Origin of the sequence: Bacillus sp. FSL R5-0820, from assembly GCF_038593385.1 — a bacterium.
In the GTDB taxonomy this organism is placed as follows: Bacteria; Bacillota; Bacilli; order Bacillales; family Bacillaceae; genus Bacillus; species Bacillus altitudinis.
This window is the reverse complement of the sequence record NZ_CP151991.1, coordinates 3,459,758-3,482,196: the sequence shown is the minus strand read 5'-3', so window position 1 is coordinate 3,482,196 and position 22,439 is coordinate 3,459,758. Positions and strand designations below refer to the sequence as shown.

The 22,439-nt window shown below is 43.8% G+C and carries 21 protein-coding genes; 20 read left to right on the top strand and 1 reads right to left on the bottom strand.

All coding sequences use genetic code 11. From position 1 onward, the window contains the following. Positions 1 to 11 precede the first annotated feature (11 nt). The 8 genes from srtB (at position 12) to cydC (ending at position 10,060) form a co-directional block, all read left to right on the top strand. Positions 12 to 761 carry a class B sortase gene (gene srtB / locus NST15_RS18010; protein WP_342498716.1) on the top strand — a complete coding sequence of 250 codons (750 nt, stop codon included), beginning with the start codon at positions 12 to 14 and terminating at the stop codon, positions 759 to 761. A gap of 18 nt (positions 762 to 779) precedes the next feature. After that, a complete protein-coding gene (locus tag NST15_RS18005) occupies positions 780 to 1,718 on the top strand; it encodes an ABC transporter substrate-binding protein (protein ID WP_342498715.1) in 939 nt (312 codons plus the stop codon). Beyond that, on the top strand, positions 1,715 to 2,728 hold the full coding sequence (locus NST15_RS18000; protein WP_046344768.1) for an iron ABC transporter permease: 1,014 nt from the start codon (positions 1,715 to 1,717) through the stop codon (positions 2,726 to 2,728). Before NST15_RS18005 ends, NST15_RS18000 begins: the two co-directional genes overlap by 4 nt. Before the next feature lies 1 nt (position 2,729). Beyond that, positions 2,730 to 3,851, top strand: coding sequence for a heme oxygenase (gene isdG, locus NST15_RS17995; protein ID WP_035389921.1), 1,122 nt, complete (start codon positions 2,730 to 2,732; stop codon positions 3,849 to 3,851). Between the two features lie 328 nt (positions 3,852 to 4,179). Then, the gene (locus tag NST15_RS17990; protein WP_035389919.1) at positions 4,180 to 5,595 is read left to right on the top strand and encodes a cytochrome ubiquinol oxidase subunit I; all 1,416 of its coding nucleotides are present in this window, start codon (positions 4,180 to 4,182) and stop codon (positions 5,593 to 5,595) included. After that, complete coding sequence (gene cydB, locus NST15_RS17985; protein ID WP_017368319.1) at positions 5,582 to 6,598, top strand: cytochrome d ubiquinol oxidase subunit II; 1,017 nt, start codon at positions 5,582 to 5,584, stop codon at positions 6,596 to 6,598. The genes NST15_RS17990 and cydB overlap by 14 nt, the downstream gene beginning before the upstream one ends. After that, positions 6,598 to 8,334 (top strand): thiol reductant ABC exporter subunit CydD, encoded by a 1,737-nt coding sequence (gene cydD, locus NST15_RS17980; protein ID WP_342498714.1) that lies wholly within the window; start codon positions 6,598 to 6,600, stop codon positions 8,332 to 8,334. The genes cydB and cydD overlap by 1 nt, the downstream gene beginning before the upstream one ends. Then, entirely contained in the window at positions 8,324 to 10,060 is a 1,737-nt protein-coding gene (cydC, locus tag NST15_RS17975; RefSeq protein ID WP_342498713.1) for a thiol reductant ABC exporter subunit CydC, read from the top strand. The genes cydD and cydC overlap by 11 nt, the downstream gene beginning before the upstream one ends. Positions 10,061 to 10,117: 57 nt before the next feature. Here the strand turns inward: cydC and NST15_RS17970 are convergent, their stop codons facing one another. Beyond that, positions 10,118 to 11,149, bottom strand: coding sequence for a pectate lyase (locus NST15_RS17970; protein ID WP_017358687.1), 1,032 nt, complete (start codon positions 11,147 to 11,149; stop codon positions 10,118 to 10,120). A 488-nt stretch (positions 11,150 to 11,637) separates the two neighbouring features. Here NST15_RS17970 and sigY point away from each other — a divergent pair, with 488 nt between their 5' ends. The 12 genes from sigY to NST15_RS17910 all read left to right on the top strand — a co-directional run bounded on the left by sigY (position 11,638) and on the right by NST15_RS17910 (position 22,396). Next, positions 11,638 to 12,168 carry an RNA polymerase sigma factor SigY gene (gene sigY, locus NST15_RS17965; RefSeq protein ID WP_342498712.1) on the top strand — a complete coding sequence of 177 codons (531 nt, stop codon included), beginning with the start codon at positions 11,638 to 11,640 and terminating at the stop codon, positions 12,166 to 12,168. Beyond that, on the top strand, positions 12,168 to 12,479 hold the full coding sequence (locus NST15_RS17960; protein WP_008345570.1) for a YxlC family protein: 312 nt from the start codon (positions 12,168 to 12,170) through the stop codon (positions 12,477 to 12,479). Before sigY ends, NST15_RS17960 begins: the two co-directional genes overlap by 1 nt. Further along, positions 12,476 to 12,688, top strand: a complete 213-nt coding sequence (locus NST15_RS17955) for a hypothetical protein (protein ID WP_008345569.1) — start codon at positions 12,476 to 12,478, stop codon at positions 12,686 to 12,688. Before NST15_RS17960 ends, NST15_RS17955 begins: the two co-directional genes overlap by 4 nt. A gap of 308 nt (positions 12,689 to 12,996) precedes the next feature. Continuing rightward, positions 12,997 to 14,367: an NADP-specific glutamate dehydrogenase gene (gdhA, locus tag NST15_RS17950; RefSeq protein WP_342498711.1), complete on the top strand. Its 1,371-nt coding sequence runs from the start codon at positions 12,997 to 12,999 to the stop codon at positions 14,365 to 14,367. An 83-nt stretch (positions 14,368 to 14,450) separates the two neighbouring features. Continuing rightward, positions 14,451 to 14,564, top strand: coding sequence for a hypothetical protein (locus NST15_RS17945; RefSeq protein ID WP_008345567.1), 114 nt, complete (start codon positions 14,451 to 14,453; stop codon positions 14,562 to 14,564). A gap of 111 nt (positions 14,565 to 14,675) precedes the next feature. Next, positions 14,676 to 16,058, top strand: coding sequence for a hypothetical protein (locus NST15_RS17940; RefSeq protein WP_048002463.1), 1,383 nt, complete (start codon positions 14,676 to 14,678; stop codon positions 16,056 to 16,058). A gap of 68 nt (positions 16,059 to 16,126) precedes the next feature. Next, the gene (locus NST15_RS17935) at positions 16,127 to 16,741 is read left to right on the top strand and encodes a class F sortase (protein WP_039963049.1); all 615 of its coding nucleotides are present in this window, start codon (positions 16,127 to 16,129) and stop codon (positions 16,739 to 16,741) included. 242 nt (positions 16,742 to 16,983) lie between these two features. Next, positions 16,984 to 18,927, top strand: a complete 1,944-nt coding sequence (locus tag NST15_RS17930) for a BglG family transcription antiterminator (protein WP_342498710.1) — start codon at positions 16,984 to 16,986, stop codon at positions 18,925 to 18,927. A 121-nt stretch (positions 18,928 to 19,048) separates the two neighbouring features. Beyond that, on the top strand, positions 19,049 to 19,354 hold the full coding sequence (locus tag NST15_RS17925) for a PTS sugar transporter subunit IIB (protein ID WP_007497889.1): 306 nt from the start codon (positions 19,049 to 19,051) through the stop codon (positions 19,352 to 19,354). Positions 19,355 to 19,368: 14 nt separating this feature from the next. Next, on the top strand, positions 19,369 to 20,718 hold the full coding sequence (celB, locus tag NST15_RS17920; RefSeq protein WP_007497888.1) for a PTS cellobiose transporter subunit IIC: 1,350 nt from the start codon (positions 19,369 to 19,371) through the stop codon (positions 20,716 to 20,718). Positions 20,719 to 20,744: 26 nt separating this feature from the next. Continuing rightward, positions 20,745 to 21,071, top strand: a complete 327-nt coding sequence (locus tag NST15_RS17915) for a PTS lactose/cellobiose transporter subunit IIA (protein WP_008345561.1) — start codon at positions 20,745 to 20,747, stop codon at positions 21,069 to 21,071. Continuing rightward, a complete protein-coding gene (locus tag NST15_RS17910; protein WP_007497885.1) occupies positions 21,068 to 22,396 on the top strand; it encodes a 6-phospho-beta-glucosidase in 1,329 nt (442 codons plus the stop codon). Before NST15_RS17915 ends, NST15_RS17910 begins: the two co-directional genes overlap by 4 nt. The last annotated feature ends 43 nt before the right edge of the window (positions 22,397 to 22,439 follow it).

Genomic DNA, 22,439 nt, shown 5'->3' with positions numbered 1-22,439 from the left:
GGTGAGACAGTGTGAAACGAGGGAAAAGGATCGGGCAGCGAATGCTGACGATCGTCTGTTTAGGTGTTTTCCTATATAGCGGTACTGCCATTGGCTTGGAGCTCTTTGGCTATTATCAAAATCGTCAGGTGCTTGCAAAGGCTCAGACACTTTACACACACGAGGATGGAATGAAACAGCGAAAACCTGGAGAAATCCGTCAGTCATTTGATGATTTGCGAAAGGTGAATGAAGACATTGTCGGTTGGATTGATATAAAGGACACGATGATTCAGTATCCAATTGTTCAGTCAAACGATAATGCATTCTATTTAACTCGTAATTATGTAAAGGATGACACACGGGCAGGCAGTATCTTTATGGATTATCGTAATGACGTCTTGCATGAAAGTCCCAATACAGTGTTGTACGGTCATCGGATGAGGGATGGGTCTATGTTTGCTGGTCTCACAAACTATTTGAAAAAAGATTTCTTCCAAGATCATCGCACATTTCAGTACGATACGCTGTACCAAAGCTATGAAGCAGAGATTTTTGCTGTGTATGAGACGACAGTCGATTTCGATTATATTCAGACTGATTTTCAGGATCTTGGTGAATATGCGCACTACTTGCAAGCTGTGCGTAAGAAGTCCATCTATCAAACGAAAACAGACGTATCCACAGATGACTTGATTCTCACATTATCGACCTGTGATCACGTGCTGGCACCTAAAAACAAGCGTCTCGTGGTACAGGCGAAGCTAAAGAAAGTTTACTAGAAAAGGAGAGACAGACGGTTGAAATGTTTACATGTGATTTGGGCAGGACTCGTCGTCGTGCTTCTCCTCGGCGGATGCAGCCAGGCGGCGCCTGTCGAGAATGGGAGCAGGCAAGGTGCGCTCAACATTCAGGATTTTGCCGGCAGAACATTATCGTTTCATGAATCACCTGAACGGATCGTCTCGTTGTCAACTGGCGACATGAGCATCATTTATGCTCTAGGTGGTCAGGTTGTCGGCCGGCCAACTGCCGAATTGCCAGACAATCTACAAAAGGCAAAGTCCGTACAATCAATTGGCACAACCCATCAATTTGATGTCGAGCTGATCACGAGTTTAAAGCCCGATGTGGTGCTTGGGAATGAATCATTAAACAGCAAGGATATCTCTACTATAGAAGGAATTGGTTCACAGCTTCTTTTGACAAGTGCCAACTCAGTGAAGGATGTCCAGCGTCAAGTTACTTTATTTGGTGATTTACTTGGAAAGCAGCAAAAGGCCAAAGCGCTCAATGCTCAAATCGATCAGCGGATCAAGCAAGTGAAGCAGCCTGAGAAAAAAGTAAAGACGCTCGTTGTGTATGGTGCACCCGGCACATATATGGCGGCACTTCCGCAATCTTTAAGCGGTGATCTGCTGCGGATCGCTGGTGGGGCGAATATTGCTGAAAATGAACCAGCACTCGAAAAGTTTCCGCAATATGCACAAATCAATGCAGAAAAGGTAATCGAGGCCGATCCAGATCTCATTTTGCTGATGACACACAGCAATCCTGAAGATGTCAAAGCAGGCTTTATGAGTGAAATGAAGCAAAATGCGGCGTGGCACGATGTATCAGCTGTCAAAAATGGACACGTTGAGATTCTACCAAGTGACCTATTTGGGACAAATCCAGGCGCAGAAGTCATCAGAGCGATCGATGAATTAGAGAAGAAATTGAAGCGATTGTCATCATGAAGATGAATGCAGAACTAGATTTTCAAAAAAGGCAGTCAAGACGAAAATGGCTGTTACCAGGATTGTTTCTCTCTTTATGTGTGGGCGTCTGTCTAGGACTTGCGGTAGGTTCTGTCCAATTATCGCTGACGGATTTAATGGCTGTCTTCACGGGATCAGGTCTGCCTGTTCATGAAAAAATTGTCATGGATTTACGGTTTCCGCGTGTGCTCATTGGTTTTCTCGTTGGGGCCTGTCTCGCAGCATCAGGAGCGATTTTACAAGGAGTTGTCCGAAATCCACTGGCTGACCCTGGGATCATTGGTGTGACTGCGGGCGGCGGGTTAGCTGCTGTACTCAGCATGATTGTTCTTCCACAATTCACGTATTTGCTTCCGGCAGCCGCTTTTCTGGGCGCCTTATTAGCAGCTCTTGTCGTGTATATGCTGTCATTTGATCAAGGGGTTTCACCGCTTAAATTGATCTTGGCAGGTGTTGCCGTCAATGCGTTGCTTGGTGCGGTGATGAATGGGTTTATGGTGCTTTATAGTGAGCGTGTGCAGGCTGTTTTGCCTTTTCTATCAGGCGGATTAAACGGACGGAGCTGGCATCATCTTAGCTTTGTGTCGCCATATGCGCTGGCTGGATTATGTCTTTGTTTTTTCGCCATTAAACCGTCCAATCTCCTTTTGCTTGGCGATGAATCGGCTCAGCTATTGGGCCTTCGAGTAGAGCGGACTCGATTTTTTCTCATTGCGCTGGCCGCTCTTTTAGCTGGAGCGGCTGTCAGTGTCAGTGGTTTAATCGGATTTGTCGGGCTTGTTGTGCCTCATTTTATCCGTCTTTTAATCGGAGATGACTACCGGTATTTGCTACCGATTTCAATGCTTGGAGGGGGCGTGCTTGTGGTCTTTGCCGATACAGCGGCACGGGTCTGGTTTACACCGGTTGAATTGCCTGTAGGGATCTTGCTTGCCTGCATCGGTGCACCTTTCTTCCTCTATTTATTAAAAAAGAAAGGGAGGGGTTAAGATGGATGTCATTGCAATGGATGACGTGAGTCTCAGTCAAGGCGGCTTTCGGCTGTCTTCCATTTCAGCAGCTGTTCCTAAAGGGAGTGTGACCGGAATCATTGGCCCGAATGGGTCAGGTAAGTCGACTTTTATCAAAGCGGCCGCACGACTGACCTCAATCGAAAGCGGCATGATTTACATTCACGACATCCCACAAAAAGAGATGACGGCACAGGAGATCGCCAAGGAGGTGGCAGTTCTCATGCAAACAAGAACCGCCATTCCATCGATGACAGTACGTGAGCTGGTCGCACTTGGACGCAGTCCGCATCGTTCCATCTGGAAAAAAAGCACCACGTCAGATCATGAAGCGATTGAGTGGGCGCTTGAGGTGACGAATAGCCGCACCAATGAAAACAGAATGCTCCATACATTATCAGGCGGAGAAAGACAAAAGGCATATATTGCAATGGCACTGGCTCAGAAGACAGAGACTATCATTCTGGATGAGCCAACCACTTATTTAGACATTGCGCATCAGCTTGAATTACTGGAGCTGCTCAAACAGCTGAATCAAACACATGGCATCACCATTTTAATGGTTCTCCATGACTTGCAGCAGGCCGCAAAATATTGTGACCGTCTCATTGCTATGAAGCGAGGTCAGGTGCATCAAATTGGCTCACCAAAAGAAGTGTTAACAGAAGACTTTTTCAAGGAGGTTTTTGGGATTCAGGCAGAGGTTCACTTAGACGGACCGCATCCACTCATTATCCCCATTGCCTCCATTCAACAACAAAAGGGAGATGAACCAAACATGATTATTGTAAATAACCAAGTAAGAGTAGAAAAAGGCAGTGCCGACCACCTTGTTAAACGGTTTAACAAGCAGGGGCAAGTAGAATTTATGGAAGGTTTTTTAGGAATGGAAGTATGGGTCACTCAGCAGACAACTGATTACGATGAAGTAACCATTCACACCCGCTGGAATCGAAAAGAAGACTTTGTGAATTGGACAAAATCTCAGGCATTTGGTGATGCGCACGCTCATGGAAAGGCGAAACCTGAAGGCCTGTTAAAAAACAAAATTACGTACTATGAAGTGCAAGTCACAAGACCTGCTTTACAGAAAAAAGCCTAAATATTCAAAAGCGCTGCAGCGAAGAAGCAGCGCTATTTTTTTGTGATTGTCTCTTTCCGTCACATATTTTTGACAAAGTATTCAAACAACTGACACAATCCCATCCAAATTTTAGGTAAAATTTACTTTATTTTTGAAGCGCATGGGTGTAAAGTACAGGTATAAATAACTAACCGAATGAAAATCAAGAGTAAAATTTCACCGAGTGAACTATATCAAATGGACTTCCACTTGTGAATCATTGAACAAATAGTGAACTTTTTGTGAAATGGTGAGCATAAATATCTCGAATCATTCGGCATGCGAAAGTAAGGGAGGATGTAAGGCTGTGAGTGAGCTGTTTTTAGCAAGATTTCAATTTGCCTCAACGACATTATTTCATTTTATTTTTGTTCCTATGTCTATAGGTTTGGTATTTATCGTTGCATTGATGCAAACCCTTTATGTCGTCAAGAAAAAAGAGATTTATAAAAAGATGGCAAAATTTTGGGGTCACCTTTTCTTAATTAACTTTGCAGTAGGTGTGGTGACAGGGATTCTGCAAGAATTCCAGTTTGGGATGAACTGGTCTGATTATTCAAGGTTTGTCGGTGATGTCTTTGGTGCACCGCTTGCCATTGAAGCGTTATTGGCCTTTTTCCTTGAATCTACATTTATTGGACTTTGGATATTCGGCTGGGATCGTCTGCCGAAAAAAATTCATTTGTTATGTATTTGGCTCGTTTCTCTTGGTACGATCTTTTCGGCGTTTTGGATTTTACTCGCCAACTCATTTATGCAGGAGCCAGTTGGATTTGTGATTAGAAATGGCCGTGCAGAAATGAATGACTTTGGGGCGCTCGTGACAAATCCGCAACTTTGGGTTGAGTTCCCGCACGTTCTGTTTGGTGCATTGGCAACCGGTGCTTTCTTTATCGCGGGTGTCAGTGCCTATAAAATGATCAAAAAACAAGAAGTGACCTTTTTCAAAAAATCTTTCCAGATTGCCATGGTGCTTGCTTTCATTTCTGGCTTAGGTGTGGCGTTCTCTGGACATGATCAAGCAAAGCACTTAATGGAATCACAGCCGATGAAGATGGCAGCAAGTGAAGCCCTTTGGAAGGATAGTGGAGATCCAGCGGCTTGGACACTATTTGCCAACATTGACACAGATAAAAAAGAAAACTCTGCGGAGATCAATATTCCGTTTGCTTTAAGTTACTTGGCTTATTCGAAGTTTAGTGGAGATGTGCCAGGCATGCTGACCCTTCAAAAAGAATATGAAGCAAAGTTTGGTCCTGGAGATTACATTCCTCCAGTCAAAACAACCTTCTGGAGCTTTAGAATCATGGTGGGTGCCGGCATGTTGATGATTTTTGCTAGTATGATTGGTTTGTATTTGAGCTTTAGAAAAAAACTAGAATCAAACAAATGGTATTTACGCTTCATGGTATGGATGATTGCGTTCCCGTTTATTGCAAACTCAGCTGGTTGGATCATGACGGAAATTGGGCGTCAGCCGTGGACAGTCTTTGGTATGATGACAACCGCACAATCCATTTCACCAAACGTATCGTACGGCATGTTGCTATTCTCAGTCATTAGCTTTACGACCATTTATCTGATTCTTGCCATCGTGCTTGCCTACTTATTCATTCGAGAAATTAAAAAAGGTGCACATTCTGAAGAGAATACAGATCAAAAGGATGAAACGGACCTGTCTACAGATCCATTTGATGGAGGCGCATATCATGGCATATCTTAACGAGATTTGGTTTATTCTTGTCGCAGTACTGTTTGTTGGATTTTTCTTCTTAGAAGGATTTGATTTTGGTGTCGGGATGTCCATGCAGCTGCTTGGAAAAGATGCACATGAGCGCCGCATTTTAATCAATACGATTGGCCCTTTCTGGGATGCGAATGAGGTCTGGTTGATTACAGCAGGCGGAGCTATTTTCGCCGCTTTTCCTCACTGGTACGCTACGATGTTCAGCGGATACTATATTCCGTTTACGGTTCTCCTGCTAGCGCTCATTGGGCGGGGGGTCGCCTTTGAATTTAGAGGGAAGGTCGAGAAGGCTTCATGGATCAAAACGTGGGACTGGGTGATCTTCTTTGGCAGCCTGCTTCCGCCATTTTTACTCGGCGTGCTATTCACAAGTATTTTACGAGGAATGCCCATTGATCAAAGCATGAATATGTACGCTGGATTTACAGACTTTGTGAATCTTTATTCAGTGATCGGCGGGGTAGCTGTGACGGTTCTTTGCCTTCTGCATGGATTGATTTTCGTCACACTCCGCACTGAGGGTGATTTAAGAAATCGTGCAAGAAAGCTCGGTCAGCGTGTTTTATTGATTGCACTGCCGGTTCTTGTTGTATTTGTTGGTGTGTCTATTCTTGAAACAGACATTTATACCGTGCGTCCGATCATTACGATCCCTTTAACTGTACTCATTGTGGTTTGTTATGTAGCGGCTCTATTCTTTATGAGAAAAGAGCGTGATGGATGGACATTTTTATTCACAGGTGCAGGTATTATGGTGACGGTGACCATGCTTTTCACAGCATTATTCCCGCGTGTCATGATTAGTTCGATCAACCATGCATTCGACCTCACCATTCAAAACGCTGCATCAGGATCTTATTCACTGACGGTCATGACGATTGTTGCCATTTCTTTGCTGCCTTTTGTGCTTGGGTATCAAATCTGGAGCTACTATGTCTTCCGTAAACGTGTAAGCGGTAAGGAGCCAATGACCTACTAATGGATAAACGTTTGCTTCAACTAAAAGGAATGAGGGGGCTTCTTGCCCTCTTAGGTATTGTGTCAATCATCCAAGGAGCAAGTATTATTTTTCAAGCACAGTGGCTGGCACATGCCATAACAACGCTGTTTGACGGGAAGAGCCTCATGCAGGCAACGCCTTATGTCTTGCTGTTTCTTGCTGCCTTTCTGGTGCGGCACGGTCTCACCTTGATGCGGGAGAAGGTCATGTTCACCTATTCTTCCCGAATTGGAGCAGACGTCAGAAAGCAGCTGTTGGACCAGCTGTTCCGTTTAGGGCCAGCTTTCACGAAGAAAAAAGGAACAGGAAAGCTTGTGACATTGGCGATGGAGGGCATTGCCCAATATCGTCAGTATTTACAGCTGTTTTTGCCGAAAATGGTGAACATGGCAGTTATTCCGGTGATGGTGCTTGTCTATGTTTGGACATTAGATGAAACATCTGCTGTCATTCTGATTGTCACGCTGCCGATTTTAATTGTTTTTATGATTTTGCTAGGACTTGTCGCTCAGCGTAAAGCGGCCAAACAATGGAGATCGTATGAGAAATTATCCAATCATTTTACTGATTCTCTCCGTGGCCTTGAAACGCTTCGCTACTTAGGGATTAGCAAAAAGCATTCTCGCAATATTGCAGAGGTCTCAAAGCGTTATCGAAAGGCGACGATGAGCACACTGAAAGTCGCCTTTCTTTCATCTTTTGCTCTCGATTTCTTTTCTATGCTGTCCATTGCGACTGTCGCTGTATTTCTCGGCTTGCGCTTAATTGAAGGAGATCTTTTGTTATTGCCGGCTTTGACCGCACTGATGCTTGCGCCAGAATATTTCTTGCCAGTCCGTGAAGTGGGAAATGATTATCATGCGACGTTAAACGGTAAAGAAGCGAATGAGGCGATTCAAGTGATTTTAGAGGAAAAGGGCTTCCGAGATCAGGAGACACAATCCGTGCAGCTGAACGAGTGGAATGAGCAATCTGAGCTCACACTGCAAGATGTCAGTGTGTTGCATGATGAGCATGCTCCTTATTCGATTCAGGATGTGGACCTCACTGTGAAAGGAAAGAAAAAGATTGGGATCATCGGTGCCAGTGGTTCGGGGAAATCGACGTTAACGGATGTTCTCGGCGGTTTTGTTGAACCGTCTGCAGGTGAAATCATCCTAAACGGAAAGCCGCTTGCTCATTTACAGCTGGCGGCATGGCAAAAAGAAGTCGTTTATATGCCGCAGCATCCTTATTTATTTCACATGACACTGAGAGAAAATATTCGTTTTTATGAACCGAATGCAACCGATGAAGACGTCGAAAGAGCGGTGGAAGAGGCAGGTTTGTCTCATCTCGTAGCGGAACTCCCCAATGGACTGGATGAGGTCATTGGCGAACAGGGCAGAGGACTGAGCGGCGGACAAGCGCAGCGGATTGCACTCGCTCGCACAGTGCTCGGCCAGCGATCCATTATGCTGTTAGATGAACCAACGGCTCATCTGGATATTGAGACAGAGTATGAATTAAAGAAAACAATGCTTCCATTGTTTGAAAATAAACTTGTGTTTTTAGCCACACACAGACTTCATTGGATGACGGATATGGATGAAATCATTGTGATGGATCATGGGACGATTGCAGAGATGGGGACTCATGAATCATTAATGAAAAGAAAAGGTGTGTACTATCAATTGGTACAGGAACAAATGGGGGCGGTCACACATGGTCAGTAAAGGCTGGTTTATACCTTATATCAAGGAGAATCAAAAGCTGTTTGCCTTGGTGCTTTTTTTAGGGGCGATTGCGGTGTTTTCTGCTTCTATGCTCATGTATACGTCAGGGTTCCTCATTTCAAAAGCTGCCACAAGACCTGAGAATATCTTGATGGTCTATGTCCCAATTGTGGCAGTACGTACCTTTGGTATTTCACGCTCAGCTGCTCGTTATGCAGAGAGACTGGCGAGCCATCAGCTCATTTTGACGATGATTGAAAAAATGCGGGTACGTCTTTATGACATGGCTGAACGAAGTGCCAAACAGACTAAGCTTGGAACAGGTGAAATGCTTGGGCTGTTATCAGAAGATGTGGAGAGATTACAGGATGCGTATTTAAAAACAATTTTTCCATCCATCGGTGCGCTGCTTTTATATGCCGCTTCGATTGGAGCACTTGGGCTTTTTTCATGGCCTTTTGCCGGATTGATGCTGCTTTATATGGCGCTGCTCGTATTTGTATTCCCATACATCACAGTACTTGTGAACCGGGCACGACAAATTCAAATGAAGAAAGGCAGAAATGAACTGTACAGCCATTTAACAGATGCCGTCATGGGCGTGAGTGACTGGTTGTTTAGTGGCAGACAGAACGATTTCGTTGAAGGCTATGAACGAAAAGAAGCAAAGCTATTAGCGCTCGAAGCGGCAAAGCATCGGTTTATCCGTCTGCGCCAATTTTTAGCACAGCTAGTCATTGGAGGAGCAGTCGTCCTTGTTGTGTATTGGAGCGGCTCAGTCGTTCAGGCTGGTTCTATGCCACACACGCTCATCGCAGCCTTTGTGCTTGTGCTGTTTCCATTAACAGAAGCCTTTCTTCCGCTGTCAGATGCAGCAGGCGATATTCCTGTTTATCAGCATGCCGTCAGCAGATTAAATCATTATGAAGAGCAGTCGTATGAAGGATTAGTGGAGAGGAAGGCAGCAGACGAGACACCCGTCTCTGATGGCTTTGAAGCGGTCTGTTTTGATCAAGTCACCTTCGGATATGAAGCAGATCAACATGTACTCAAGCATTTTTCGTTTTCACTGAAGCAAGGTGAATCGCTCGCTCTTTTAGGAAAAAGCGGTGCAGGCAAATCGACCATTTTAAAATTGTTAGAAGGGGCAGTCGTGCCAAATCAAGGGGTTGTCAGCATTCAGGGGAAACCGGTACAAAGCATTCAAGATGAGATTTCCTCCTATGTGTCTGTACTCAATCAACAGCCCTATTTATTCGATACGTCTGTTTTAAACAACATTCGCTTAGGCTCTCCAGAAGCGACAGAAGAGCAAGTAAAAGAAGCCGCGCGGCAAGTGCAGCTGCACGATTACATTGAGTCTTTGCCAGAAGGTTATCACACAGGTGTACAAGAGACAGGGGTTCGTTTCTCTGGTGGAGAAAGGCAGCGTATGGCTCTAGCTCGGATTTTGCTGCAAAACACACCGATTGTTGTATTAGATGAACCAACCGTTGGGCTTGATCCACGCACAGAGCGTGAATTGCTTGAAACAATCTTCCGTGTGTTAAAAGGAAAAACAGTCATTTGGATCACCCATCATCTCACTGGCTGTGAGGCATGCGATCGTATGATGTTTATTGAAGGTGGACGCATTGAGATGCAGGGGCAGCATCATGATTTGCTGAAAGAAAATCTGCGTTATCAAAAGCTGTATGAAATGGACCGTCCATTTTCGGTCGTGTAAAAAATGGATGACAAGAACGTTCGGACAGAAGATTTCTGCCCGAACGTTTTTTTGAGATTAAGGATTTACTTTTCCTACACCCGCATTTGATACAACTTCTGATTTCACATTGTTCACGTTAAGCAAAGAGTAGTTATAAGGAGGGTTGTACGTACCTGTTGAAGACGTTGGCAGGCTACCTGTGCTGTTAATATAAGAGTTGTTGATGACATGCCAAGTACCGACTTGACGGCTGTCCCAGCTGCCGATGGCATTTTTCGTGTTTTCAAATACGTTGTGTTCAATTCTCATTTTCGCGCCCATACGTGAATTAATCGCTGTTGTTAGGATGTTTTTGTAATAGTTGTTATACACATGGCCTTCCCCGAAGCGCATAGACGGTACACGAGAGTTCAAGTTTTCAAAACGGTTGTTGTGGAACGTGATTTTTCTGTTGTAGTTATCGTTATCGGAGCTGCCCATCAGCATCGTTTTCCAGCTGTCATGGACATAGTTCCATGAGAACGTAATGTAATCAGAGTCATTTTTCACATCGAATAACCCATCATAGTCATCTTTATCAGAGTTTAAAGTGTTGTAGAGTTCATTATGGTCGACCCATACGTTTTTAGAGGCACCTTCGATTCCGATGGCATCTTTATCACCGATTTTGCTGTGATGGATTTTGAGGTTGCGGATGATGACGTTATTGGCGCGCCATACTTTAATACCAATCCCATTAAATTCGCCGTTTGTCCCTTTACCGACGATGGAGACATTGTTTGTATCTTTCACATCAATTTTATTGGCTGAAGTATTAGAAGGAGTAATCGTTCCGTCTACCACGATTTTCAATTTTTCATTTGTTCCTTTGCTTTTGAGGGCAGCTAATAGTTCATTTCCGGTTTTCACCGTCACCGTTTTACCGCCTTCACCGCCTGTTGTACCGCCATTTAATGTGGAGAATCCTTGCTGATTAAAATTGGCCATAATCGAAGGGCTTTCTGGATATTTCGTTGCTGCTTTTGCCTCCCCATTTGGCGCAAATAATGAAGTCACGAGACCAACCGCTAACACACCAGCTAACATTGGAACTTTTTTCTTCAACATGAACATCTCCATTCTCTATTTTGTTTTAATGTAAACGTTTCCAAAATAAGCTGCGATTCAACCGCTCCTCCTTCCTTCGCCAGCATCGCCTCTTTCGGAATGTAGGAAGAGCATAGCACGCAAAAAGGTATCATCGGCTAAGAATTGGAACGAAGTATTCCACGATTTTCAAGGAAACTAAGGCAATGATTATTTCAATTTATCTACATGAGACAAGGATCATTGACGATAGGTACTGGGGTAACCTAGTGATTATGAAAAGGACGTTCTTCTTTTTAAGGAAAATCAAGATGATTACGAAAGCGTCATTTTGTTAGAGACAAAGACATGTCATAATCATTACATAAGAAAAAATTGGATATCAAATAGATCCGTGCGCTAAACAAGAGGTAGACAAGGCTCCAATTAAAAAAAGAAGGTCTATTTTAAACGATGCGATCACCGGTGTCGTCTAATCAATAAGAGATAGAAAGGAAGGAGGGACGTGTTTGGAGCAGACCGAGGAGACTTTATGGATCAAGCGGGCAAAACAGGGGGATGATGCCGCATTTACCGCCCTTTATCGGCATCATTATTCGTTTCTTTACCGTTATTTGATGAAATTGACCCTTCAACAAGAGCTGACAGAGGAGATCATGCAAGAAACGATGCTCAAAGCGTACATGAAACTTTCTTCTTTTAGAGGAGATTCATTATTTTCAACATGGCTCATGTCCATTGCATCTAGACAATTTTTAGATCATCAAAAGAAAAGAAAACGTGAACAAACGAGAGAAGGAAAGGCGAATCAAGAAGCCATCCGCCGGTTCAAATGGGATGTTCAGCAAAAAGGCCATACTTGGCATGACATGTGGGATGCTCTAAATGAGTTAAAGGCACAGGAGAGAGCATCGATCCTTCTCCATTACTATTATGGCTTTACTTACCCTGAAATCGCTTCGATGCTCGGGGTGAGAGAAGGTACGGTGAAATCGAGGGTTCATCATGGGATCAAGAAAATTCGAAAGGAGTGGGACTGATGAAAGAAGATCGTTTCGCCGATCGTTTAAAAGAGGAGCTGCAGGAGCTCGATGAACAAATTGAAGTAGAAAAGCCGAGTGAACAAGCTTTGATGTTGATGCTAAAGCAGGCAAAGGAAAAAGAGAAAAAACGTTTTAAACAAGAAGTGCTGGCGTACATCATCGTCAGTCTGACCATCATGACACTTTTTGCAGCTGCCATTACTCATTTGCCCATCATCTTCATTCTTCTCCAAGTGGTGAGCGTGCCACTCTGTGTGGTTGTCGGCATCAAGGAATATCAACAGATTAAAGGAGGGTCTTCCTTATGAGTCAGACGGAAATGATCATCTTATTGTGCGCATTACCGTTACTGTTTGCACAGGGATTTCTCTTATTTATGGATGCCAAGAAAAGAGGGCGTTATAAATGGTTCTGGGGCATCATTGGGTTAATCAACTTCCCATCTTCTTCTATTTTATATTGGCTGTGTGTTGTCTTACCTGATCGGAAAAGAGGAGAAAAGCTCAGAAAAGATTGAAAGACATTGTAAAACTTTTGACCTTTTTTTTGAATGATCATCATCTAGAAAAAGTGAAAGTTTCATGAATGTGTCAAAGAAAGCGGGATGTTGAACGTCCAGTTCGTCATTTCTAGCACGATAGTCATTCTTTGAGCGGGTCATTTTCATGACGGAAGGTGATTCTGCTTGATCTATCTCATTTCGGCATCGTTTTCATCTGTTATCAATATTGATCAGTTTTTACAAATGGTGTTAAATTAATTTCAATATGCGTTAGAAAATCTAACAACCAAAGAGTGAGATATTGACAAGGAGGCAGATGAGACATGTTGACCTTAGATCGAGCAGCACAAACAGCACAAAGCTACATCCACCGTGTGCTAGGGGATGTAGAAAAACGGAATCCAGGCGAGGCGGAATTCCAACAAGCCGTAAAAGAAATTCTGGAATCCCTCGTCCCGGTTTTTGCAAAACACCCAGAGTATGAAAAACAGGGGATCTTAGAACGCTTAATTGAGCCTGAGCGGCTTGTGATGTTTCGTGTACCGTGGGTAGACGATGAAGGCAAAGTACAGGTGAACAGAGGATTCAGGGTTCAATTTAATAGTGCCATCGGTCCTTATAAGGGGGGCATTCGGTTTCACCCATCGGTCAATGCAAGCATCATCAAGTTTTTAGGATTTGAACAAATCTTTAAAAACGCACTGACAGGTTTGCCGATCGGCGGAGGAAAAGGTGGATCAGATTTTGACCCTAAAGGGAAATCTGATGGAGAAATCATGCGTTTTGTTCAAAGCTTTATGAGTGAACTCAGTCGTTATATTGGACCTGATCAAGATGTACCGGCAGGAGATATTGGGGTAGGCGCACGCGAAATCGGCTATATGTTCGGCCAGTACAAAAAAATGCGTGGTGCGTATGAAGCAGGTGTCCTGACAGGAAAAAGTCCTGGCTTCGGAGGCAGTTTAGCAAGAAAAGAAGCGACCGGCTATGGACTGGTGTACTTTATGGAAGAAATGTTAAAAGCCCACGGAATGCAATTTGAAGGACGATCTGTTGTTGTGTCTGGGTCAGGAAATGTATCGATTTATGCGATGGAAAAAGTATTGGAATTAGGCGGAAAGGTTGTGGCTTGTAGTGATTCAAGCGGAGCCATTTACGACCCTCAAGGCATTTCACTTGAGACAGTGAAGCAGCTGAAGGAAGTCGATAACCAGAGAATTAGTGCCTACATAGACATTCACCCGCATGCTGAATTGATTGAAGATTGCGAACAAATTTGGTCTCTCCCTTGTGATATTGCGCTGCCATGTGCGACCCAAAATGAAATTTCAGAGTCGCAAGCACAGCAACTAGTGGCAAACGGTGTCATCGCTGTAGGAGAAGGGGCCAATATGCCGTCCACGCTTGAGGCCGTCAAAGTATTTGAACAACATGATATTTTGTTTGCACCAGCAAAAGCAGCAAATGCTGGGGGAGTGGGTGTTTCGGCGTTAGAAATGGCGCAAAACAGTGCGAGAATGTCTTGGACTTTTGAAGAAGTAGATGGTCAGTTGAAACAAATGATGCAGTCGATTTATAGTCAGTGTACCGAGACAGCTGAAGAATACGGACACTCTGGAAACTTAATGGTAGGCGCAAATATTGCAGGATTTCGCAAAGTGGCAGATGCCATGATCGCACAAGGCGTCATTTAACTCCTGCTCTCCCGCACCTGTTTATTTCATAACAAGATCGGGAATCGTCTTGTAAGAATGACAATAAGGAGGCGCGGGAGAAAATGAAAAAGTGGCTGAAACAAATTGTCAAATGGGCACCAGTGATTTATCCAGTGGTGAGGAAAATATACAAAGAACGAAAAGCATCCAAAAGTCGTAACGTATCAGCCGGGTAATCCGGCTTTTTTTTATGAAATGAATGAAACAAAAAAATATGCTGTGGGAATGATCCATTTCACTTCTCTCTCCGTTAAGTACATAACAAACGGAAAGAGGAGGCAAAACAGATGAAAATGAAAAAAGCATTTTTAACGATCCCGCTTAGTGCAGCATTATTATTACCAACTGCTCAAATGGCAAGTGCACACGAAGGACATATGCATGGGGATGCAAAAAAGTCGTCATCATCACAAGAGGTGTCAAATAAAGCAACGGATCTTCGCGCAGCGCTTGATCAGCTGTTCTCAGAGCATGCTTATTTAGCAGTGATCACGATGCAAAAAGGAATTGATGGCAGTAAAGATTTTGATCAAGCAGCAGCAGCGTTAAATGAAAACACGAATGATCTATCAGATGCGATCGCCTCTGTGTATGGAAAAAAAGCAGGGAAACAATTCAAAGAGATTTGGTCAAGCCATATCGGTTACTTCGTTGATTATGTACAAGCAACAGCGAAAAAAGATGAAGCAGGTAAAAAGAAAGCGGTCAAAGAGCTTGATCAATACCGCATGAAACAAGCTGATATGCTTGATAAAGCAACGGATGGAAGATTGAAAGCAAGTGAACTTGAAGAAGGTTTAAAAATGCACGTCAATGAACTGCTAAAAGCTTTTGACAGTTACACAGAAAAGGATTTTGATACAACCTATGAAACGGTCAGAAAATCCATTCATCATATGTTTGAAGTAGGTAAAGGCGTATCATGGGCGATTACAGATCAATTTCCTGGGAAATTTGATCAAAAATCAGTGGATACTCCAGCCGCAGATCTTCGTGAGGATTTAAACTACTTGTTCTCAGAGCATTTGGCACTCGCGGTAGTGGCTATGCAAAAAGGGAATGATGGCAGCAAGGACTTTGACCAAGCGGCAGCAGCGTTAAATGAAAACACGAATGATCTATCAGATGCGATCGCTTCTGTTTATGGAAAAGATGCAGGAAAACAATTTAAAACGATCTGGTCAAGTCATATCGGATATTTAGTTGATTATGTTAAAGCGGATGCATCAGGAGACGAGCAAGCAAAAGAAAAGGCCGTCAAAGATTTAGATGCTTACCGTATGAAACAAGCAAAATTTTTAGATCAAGCGACAGATGGCCGCTTGAAGGCGGCTGACTTAGAAGCCGGGTTGAAAACCCATATTGATGAGCTCATCAAAACGTACACGTCTTATCACAATGGCGAATATGATCAGCTGTACCCGACTGTCAGAGAAGCATACGGCCATATGTTCATGGTTGGTCAAGATGTCGCATCAGCTATTGTCGATCAGCATCCTGAATTATTCAAATCCAACATGCCAAATGAGATGCCGAAAACAGGTATGGGAGGCACAGCCGGTCCATTAGGTATGTCATATGAAGCATTTGCTGGGATGATGGCAAGTCTCATCTTAGCCGGAGGTGCAGTGGGCGCGTTCTTCCTCATTCGCCGTAAACCATCAAATTAAACAATATCAAGACAAGAGGGAACGTGCACAATCGTGCCGTTCCTTTCTTCAAAAGGAGGTCGACTTGCGTGAAAAGATGGCTGTTTGGTATTCTTACGCTTCTCATCATCACGGGCTGCGCATCCCAATCAATAGATGAAAAGTCATCCTCTGAAACTGCATCATCTCCTGAGCCAATGACAGCAAAACAAGCCAAGAATCAATCTCATTCACACGACACGTTAAAAGATGAGCCATCGGGTATTGTCCCCGCTGACATCTCCATTCCAGCGATTGATGTCCAAGCAAAAGTGGAGAAAACGACTTTATCAAAGGATGGCAGTATGGGTGTTCCGCAAAATACAGATCACACGGCTTGGTTTGAAGATGGTCCGAAGCCTGGTGATAAAGGGAATGCTGTCATAAATGGACATGTTGATAATAAGTGGGGCCCAGCTGTTTTTTATCGACTAAAGGAGCTAAAAAAGGGAGACAAAGTCATTGTGACATCCTCGTCAGGGGAAAAGCGAACCTTTGAGGTTCTCAAGGTGAAAAGCTATCCGCGCGAAGAGAAACCAAATGCTTTTTTCGGGTACGCCTTTACACGGAATCTCAATTTCATCACATGTACGGGAACTTTTGATCATGCAGCCGGTACACATGAAAAAAGATTGGTTGTCTTTACACAACTGATTTCCTCATAAGAAAAAGGCGGATACACGGAGGTGTAACGCCTTTTTTTCATGATTTCCACAACAGCATCTTAGAAGAAGATTCATAGGTCATTAGATATGGTTGGTTGTATAAATAGGGGCGTTTGTCATATAAATGAGTTGGCAATTTTTATTTCTTTTCAGTAGAATATGAGTAATGAAGAGAACTGTAAGCGTATACAACCTGTCCAAACAAGGCAGATTCTCCACCCTAAATGAAGGAGGCCGATCTAATGCTGAGTAAAAGACTGGCGCACATTTTAAGTCAGCTGATGGCAGCTGAGACTCCTCTCACGAGCGCAGCGCTTTCTGTCAGTTTACAAGTGACAAGCCGCACCATCCGAACAGACATCAAGGAACTGAATGAGCGTCTAGCCCCTTATCAAGCAGCTGTATCAGCTGTTAGAGGCGCTGGCTATGAGCTGTTGATCAACGATGAGAATGCCTTTCGCCGTTTTATGAAGGAAGAAGTCGAACAGGAAGAACCGCTTGCTGTTCTTCCAGAAGAACGAGTTCGATTTATTTTGAAAAAGCTGCTTCTAGCGGAATCATATGTGAAGCTGGAAGACTTACAGGAGCAGCTGTTTATTAGTAAATCGACGATGAGTAATGACATGAAATGGGTCAAACGTAAGCTCGAACCCTTTGATCTGAAGCTGGAAGCAAAGCCGAATAAAGGCTGCCGGATTAAAGGATCTGAGATGAAAATCCGTTATTGCATGTCAGAATATTTATTCAATGAACGGCGTTCCTATCAAACAATGCTGGACACGGCGGTTACGATTTTGCCAAAACATGAGCTGGAATTGATTCAGAGAACCATGATTGATTATATCAACGAGGAAAAAATGAATCTATCAGACATTTGCATGAATAATTTAATTGTTCATATTGCTATTGCCTGTAAACGGATTAGACACGGAAACTATGTATCTGTGCTGCCTGAAGAAATCAACGAAATCCCAAGGGCAAAAGAATACAAGGTAGCCAAAAAAATGGTTGAGCGTCTTGAAGGGCTGCTGGATGTCTCATTTCCACAAGAGGAAATCGTTTATATCGCCATCCATTTGCTAGGAACAGCCAAAATGGTACAGTCTTTTTCAACGGGCGGTCAAAAACAAATTGTGGATGATGACACGAGCCGTCTTGTTCAACTGATGCTGAAAGCCATTGATCAAAAATTGCAGCTGGATTTAGCGGGAGATGCGGAATTGCTGATTGGCCTCAGTTTGCACTTAAAGCCAGCGATCAATCGGTGTAAGTATGGAATGAATTTAAGAAATCCAATGCTAGATGAGATCAAAGCGGGCTATCCAATTGCCTTTGAAGCAGGGATTGTGGCGAGCAGGGTCATTGAAGAAGAGACAGGTTTGTCCATTCATGAAAATGAGATCGGCTATATGGCACTTCATTTTGGTGCGGCCTTAGAGCGCAGGAAAATGGAGATACCACCGAAGCGATGCCTGATTGTCTGTGCGTCTGGTGCAGGGAGTGCAAGGCTACTTCAAGATCGTTTGCGGTCACAATTTGGGTCAAAGCTGACCATTTTAGGAACAGCAGAGCTTTATTCCCTTCCGCATGTCTCTTTACATGCATTGGATTTAATTATTACGACCATTCCCATTCATATGGATTTACCGATTCCTGTCATTCAAGTGAACACGATTTTAGGAGGCAGTGATTTTTTAAAAATAGAAGAAGCTTTGACAAGTGAAACAAGAGTGACATTAGCCACGCAATATATGAAAAAGGAATTGGTCTTTACAAAACGCGCCTTTCAAACAAAAGAAGAGGTCATACACTTTCTCACGCAAAAGGTCATTGACATGGGCTTAGCGCCAGTAGAACTTACACAATCTGTGATGGAAAGAGAAGAGTCTGCACCGACTTCATTTGGGCATTATACAGCGATTCCGCATCCGATGACCCCGCTGACAGAAGAGACGTTTTGGGCGATCTGTACATTAGAAAAACCGATTATTTGGGGAGAGAAAAAAGTTCAATTTGTGTGCTTGCTTTGTGTCGAAAAAGAGAACGCCAAAGACTTAAAAGGCATGTACCGTCTGCTTGGAGAGCTTGTCCATCATGTGAAATTTATTCAGCACCTCATCACCTGTGACACCTTTGAAGACATGCTGGATGTCATGTATAAAAAAGCGCCTTCGTACAAGAACTAATGGTGTGATATTAACTTTTTCCGCTTCCTAAAGGAAAAAGTATGGGTGTTTATGAAAGCGGTTTCATAATATGATGAATGTGTAAAGAAAAGCTTCATACTTCAAAAAGGGGGCGTTTACAATGAACATTTTATTAGTTTGTGCAGCAGGTATGTCAACAAGCTTACTTGTCACAAAAATGGAGAAAAGTGCACAAGAACAAGGAAAAGACTATCGTATTTGGGCAGTATCTGGAGATGCTGCAAAAAATCATATTGATCAAGCCGATGTGCTTTTATTAGGACCTCAAGTTCGTTATTTATTACCGCAAATGAAAAAACTAGGAGAAGACAAAGGAATTCCAGTAGACGTGATTAATACCGTGCATTATGGCGTATGTAATGGTGCTGAGGTTTTAAAATCTGCTGAACAGTTAGTGAACGGATAAAGGGGGCGGAAGGGATGAATGGATTCAACCGATTTCTAGAAGAGAAGGTTATGCCGTTTGCAGGGAAGATTGCCGCTCAAAGACATTTACAAGCATTGCGTGACGGAATTGTTTTAACCATGCCTCTCATTATCGTCGGTTCACTGTTTCTCATTTTAGCCAACCTTCCGATTCCAGGATATAGCGATTTTATGGCAAGTGTCTTCGGAGCCGAATGGGCCACGAAACTATCCTATCCTGTGAATGCCACCTTTGACATTATGGCACTTGTTGCGACCTTTGGGATCGCGTACAGGTTAGCTGAAAAGTATGCAGTCGATGCACTGTCATCTGGAGCAATTGCTGTCGCAGCTTTCCTTCTAGCCACACCTTATCAAGTCCCGTTCACACCTGAAGGATCAACAGAAGCTATCCTAGTGAATGGCGGTATTCCCGTCACACTGATGGGCAGTAAAGGGCTATTCGTTGCCATGATTATTGCCATGCTTTCCACCGAAATTTACCGCTTTATTGTACAGCGGAATATTGTCATCAAAATGCCTGATGGTGTACCGCCAGCAGTTAGTAAATCGTTTATCGCACTTATTCCAGGTTTTGTGGTCATCACGCTGATCTGGGTCGCTAGGCTTCTGATTGAGATGACACCTTTTGAGAGTATTCATAATATCATCACGGTCTTAATCGGCACACCACTATCCATTCTTGGTGGAAGCTTAGGCGGAAGTATCGTTGCCATCGGTGTGCAAATGCTCCTCTGGGCATGTGGTATTCACGGAGCCACCATTGTCGGCGGAGTCATGGGTCCGATTTGGCTCGGTGCGATGGATGAAAACCGTCTTGCCTTCCAAGCAGGAGAAGTGCTGCCGAATATTTTCACAGCGCAGTTCTTTGAAATCTTTATCAATGTCGGCGGAAGCGGCGCGACGCTTGCTTTGGTACTGACCATGATCTTGCGTGCGAGAAGTAAACAAATGAAACAGCTTGGCCGTCTTGCGATTGGGCCAGCCATCTTTAACATCAACGAACCGATCATTTTTGGAATGCCGATTGTGATGAACCCAATGCTTCTCATTCCGTTTATCCTTACGCCAATTATGATGATCATCACCACATATATCGGAATGAGCACAGGACTTGTAGCAAAACCGGCAGGGATCGCTGTCCCGTGGACAATGCCGCCAATCATTTCAGGCTATCTCGCAACAGGCGGGAAAATCTCTGGCGCGGTCATGCAGCTGATTAACCTTGCCTTGTCATTTGCGCTATACTATCCATTCTTTAGAATGTGGGATAAGCAGAAATTGAAAGAAGAAAATGAGCTTGAAGCAAAAGCATCAACAGATGAAAATGTCGTCAGCATGTAATAGAGGGAACAAGGGGGATGCGGCCGATGGAAATGGAACAAATTGTGTTTCAACTCATCTTGCACGGTGGTAATGGCAGAAGCTCGGCCATGGAGGCCATTACATGTGCAAAGCAAGGCAATTTTGATGAGGCGAAGCAAAAATTGCAGGAAGCACAAGACGCGTTAAATGAGGCGCATCACGCACAGACAGAGCTGATCCAAGGAGAAATCAGAGGAGAGAAAACCGACGTCAGTCTCTTGATGATTCATGCACAGGATCATCTGATGAACGCAATGACCGTCAAGGAGCTTGCAGCTGAAATCATTGAGCTCCATGAAAAAATGAAGCAATTCGGAGGTGTCAATTCATGAAAGACGGAATCAAAATTGTCACAATAGGCGGTGGATCAAGCTATACGCCTGAGCTGGTCGAAGGGTTTATCAAACGATATCAAGAATTGCCTGTAAAGGAATTATGGCTTGTGGATATTGAAGCAGGTCAGGAAAAGTTGAACATCGTGGGTGCCCTTGCAAAACGTATGGTCGAAAAAGCAGGTTTGCCGATTGAAGTGCACCTCACCCTTGACCGCCGGGCAGCTCTGAAAGATGCGGACTTTGTCACGACACAATTTCGTGTAGGACTGCTCGAAGCCAGAGCTAAGGATGAGAGAATCCCGCTTAAATATGGCGTCATTGGACAGGAAACGAATGGTCCAGGCGGGTTATTTAAAGGTCTACGCACCATTCCAGTCATTCTAGACATCGTGAAGGATATGGAAGAGCTTTGCCCAGATGCCTGGCTGGTGAACTTTACAAATCCAGCAGGCATGGTCACAGAGGCGGTGTTACGCTACACGAATCTGAAAAAAGTGGTCGGTCTATGCAATGTGCCGATTGGAATCAAAATGGGCATTGCAAAAGCGCTGGATGTCGATGTCGAACGCATTGAAGTACAATTTGCAGGCCTCAATCACATGGTCTATGGCTTAGATGTGTATTTAGACGGGGTCAGCATTATGGATCAAGTGCTCGATGAATTAGGAAATCCAAATAGCCAGTGGTCCATGAGGAATATTGAAGCGAAAAACTGGGAGCCTTCTTTCGTCAAAGGCTTAGGGGTCATTCCATGTCCGTATCATCGTTATTACTATAAAACGAAAGATATGCTGGAGGAAGAACAAAAAGCGGCTCAAGAAAAAGGAACAAGAGCAGAGGTTGTGCAGCAAGTCGAGCATGAATTGTTTGAGTTATATAAAGACCCAGATTTATCGATTAAACCGCCGCAACTCGAAAAAAGAGGCGGGGCTTATTACAGCGATGCAGCATGTAATTTGATCAGTTCCATCTACAATGATAAACATGACATTCAACCGGTAAACACAGTGAACAGAGGAGCGATTGCCAGCATTCCGGCCGAATCAGCGGTTGAAGTGAACTGTATCATTACAAAGGACGGACCAAAACCAATCGCGACAGGTGATCTGCCTGTGGCTGTGAGAGGACTCGTTCAACAAATCAAGTCCTTCGAGCGTGTGGCAGCTGAAGCAGCTGTGACAGGAGATTACGAGACGGCTCTTGTCGCCATGACCATCAATCCACTCGTTCCATCTGATGAAATTGCAAAGCAAATCTTAGATGAAATGCTTGAAGCGCACCGTGAATATTTACCGCAGTTCTTCAAATCAGTGAATGCTTAAAATAAAATGGCCCCTTTATGGGGTCGTTTTTTATGATTTTTTC

Bases quoted from the DNA above. Each gene is read 5' to 3' on its own strand.
- isdG (WP_035389921.1), top strand. From the start codon at position 2,730: ATGGATGTCATTGCAATGGATGACGTGAGTCTCAGTCAAGGCGGCTTT.
- NST15_RS17915 (WP_008345561.1), top strand. From the start codon at position 20,745: ATGGAAATGGAACAAATTGTGTTTCAACTCATCTTGCACGGTGGTAAT.
- gdhA (WP_342498711.1), top strand. From the start codon at position 12,997: ATGTTGACCTTAGATCGAGCAGCACAAACAGCACAAAGCTACATCCAC.
- cydD (WP_342498714.1), top strand. From the start codon at position 6,598: ATGGATAAACGTTTGCTTCAACTAAAAGGAATGAGGGGGCTTCTTGCC.
- NST15_RS17930 (WP_342498710.1), top strand. From the start codon at position 16,984: ATGCTGAGTAAAAGACTGGCGCACATTTTAAGTCAGCTGATGGCAGCT.
- cydB (WP_017368319.1), top strand. From the start codon at position 5,582: ATGGCATATCTTAACGAGATTTGGTTTATTCTTGTCGCAGTACTGTTT.
- NST15_RS17940 (WP_048002463.1), top strand. From the start codon at position 14,676: ATGAAAATGAAAAAAGCATTTTTAACGATCCCGCTTAGTGCAGCATTA.
- NST15_RS17925 (WP_007497889.1), top strand. From the start codon at position 19,049: ATGAACATTTTATTAGTTTGTGCAGCAGGTATGTCAACAAGCTTACTT.
- NST15_RS18000 (WP_046344768.1), top strand. From the start codon at position 1,715: ATGAAGATGAATGCAGAACTAGATTTTCAAAAAAGGCAGTCAAGACGA.
- NST15_RS17910 (WP_007497885.1), top strand. From the start codon at position 21,068: ATGAAAGACGGAATCAAAATTGTCACAATAGGCGGTGGATCAAGCTAT.
- NST15_RS17945 (WP_008345567.1), top strand. From the start codon at position 14,451: ATGAAAAAGTGGCTGAAACAAATTGTCAAATGGGCACCAGTGATTTAT.
- NST15_RS17960 (WP_008345570.1), top strand. From the start codon at position 12,168: ATGAAAGAAGATCGTTTCGCCGATCGTTTAAAAGAGGAGCTGCAGGAG.
- celB (WP_007497888.1), top strand. From the start codon at position 19,369: ATGAATGGATTCAACCGATTTCTAGAAGAGAAGGTTATGCCGTTTGCA.
- NST15_RS17970 (WP_017358687.1), bottom strand. From the start codon at position 11,149: ATGTTGAAGAAAAAAGTTCCAATGTTAGCTGGTGTGTTAGCGGTTGGT.
- cydC (WP_342498713.1), top strand. From the start codon at position 8,324: ATGGTCAGTAAAGGCTGGTTTATACCTTATATCAAGGAGAATCAAAAG.
- NST15_RS17955 (WP_008345569.1), top strand. From the start codon at position 12,476: ATGAGTCAGACGGAAATGATCATCTTATTGTGCGCATTACCGTTACTG.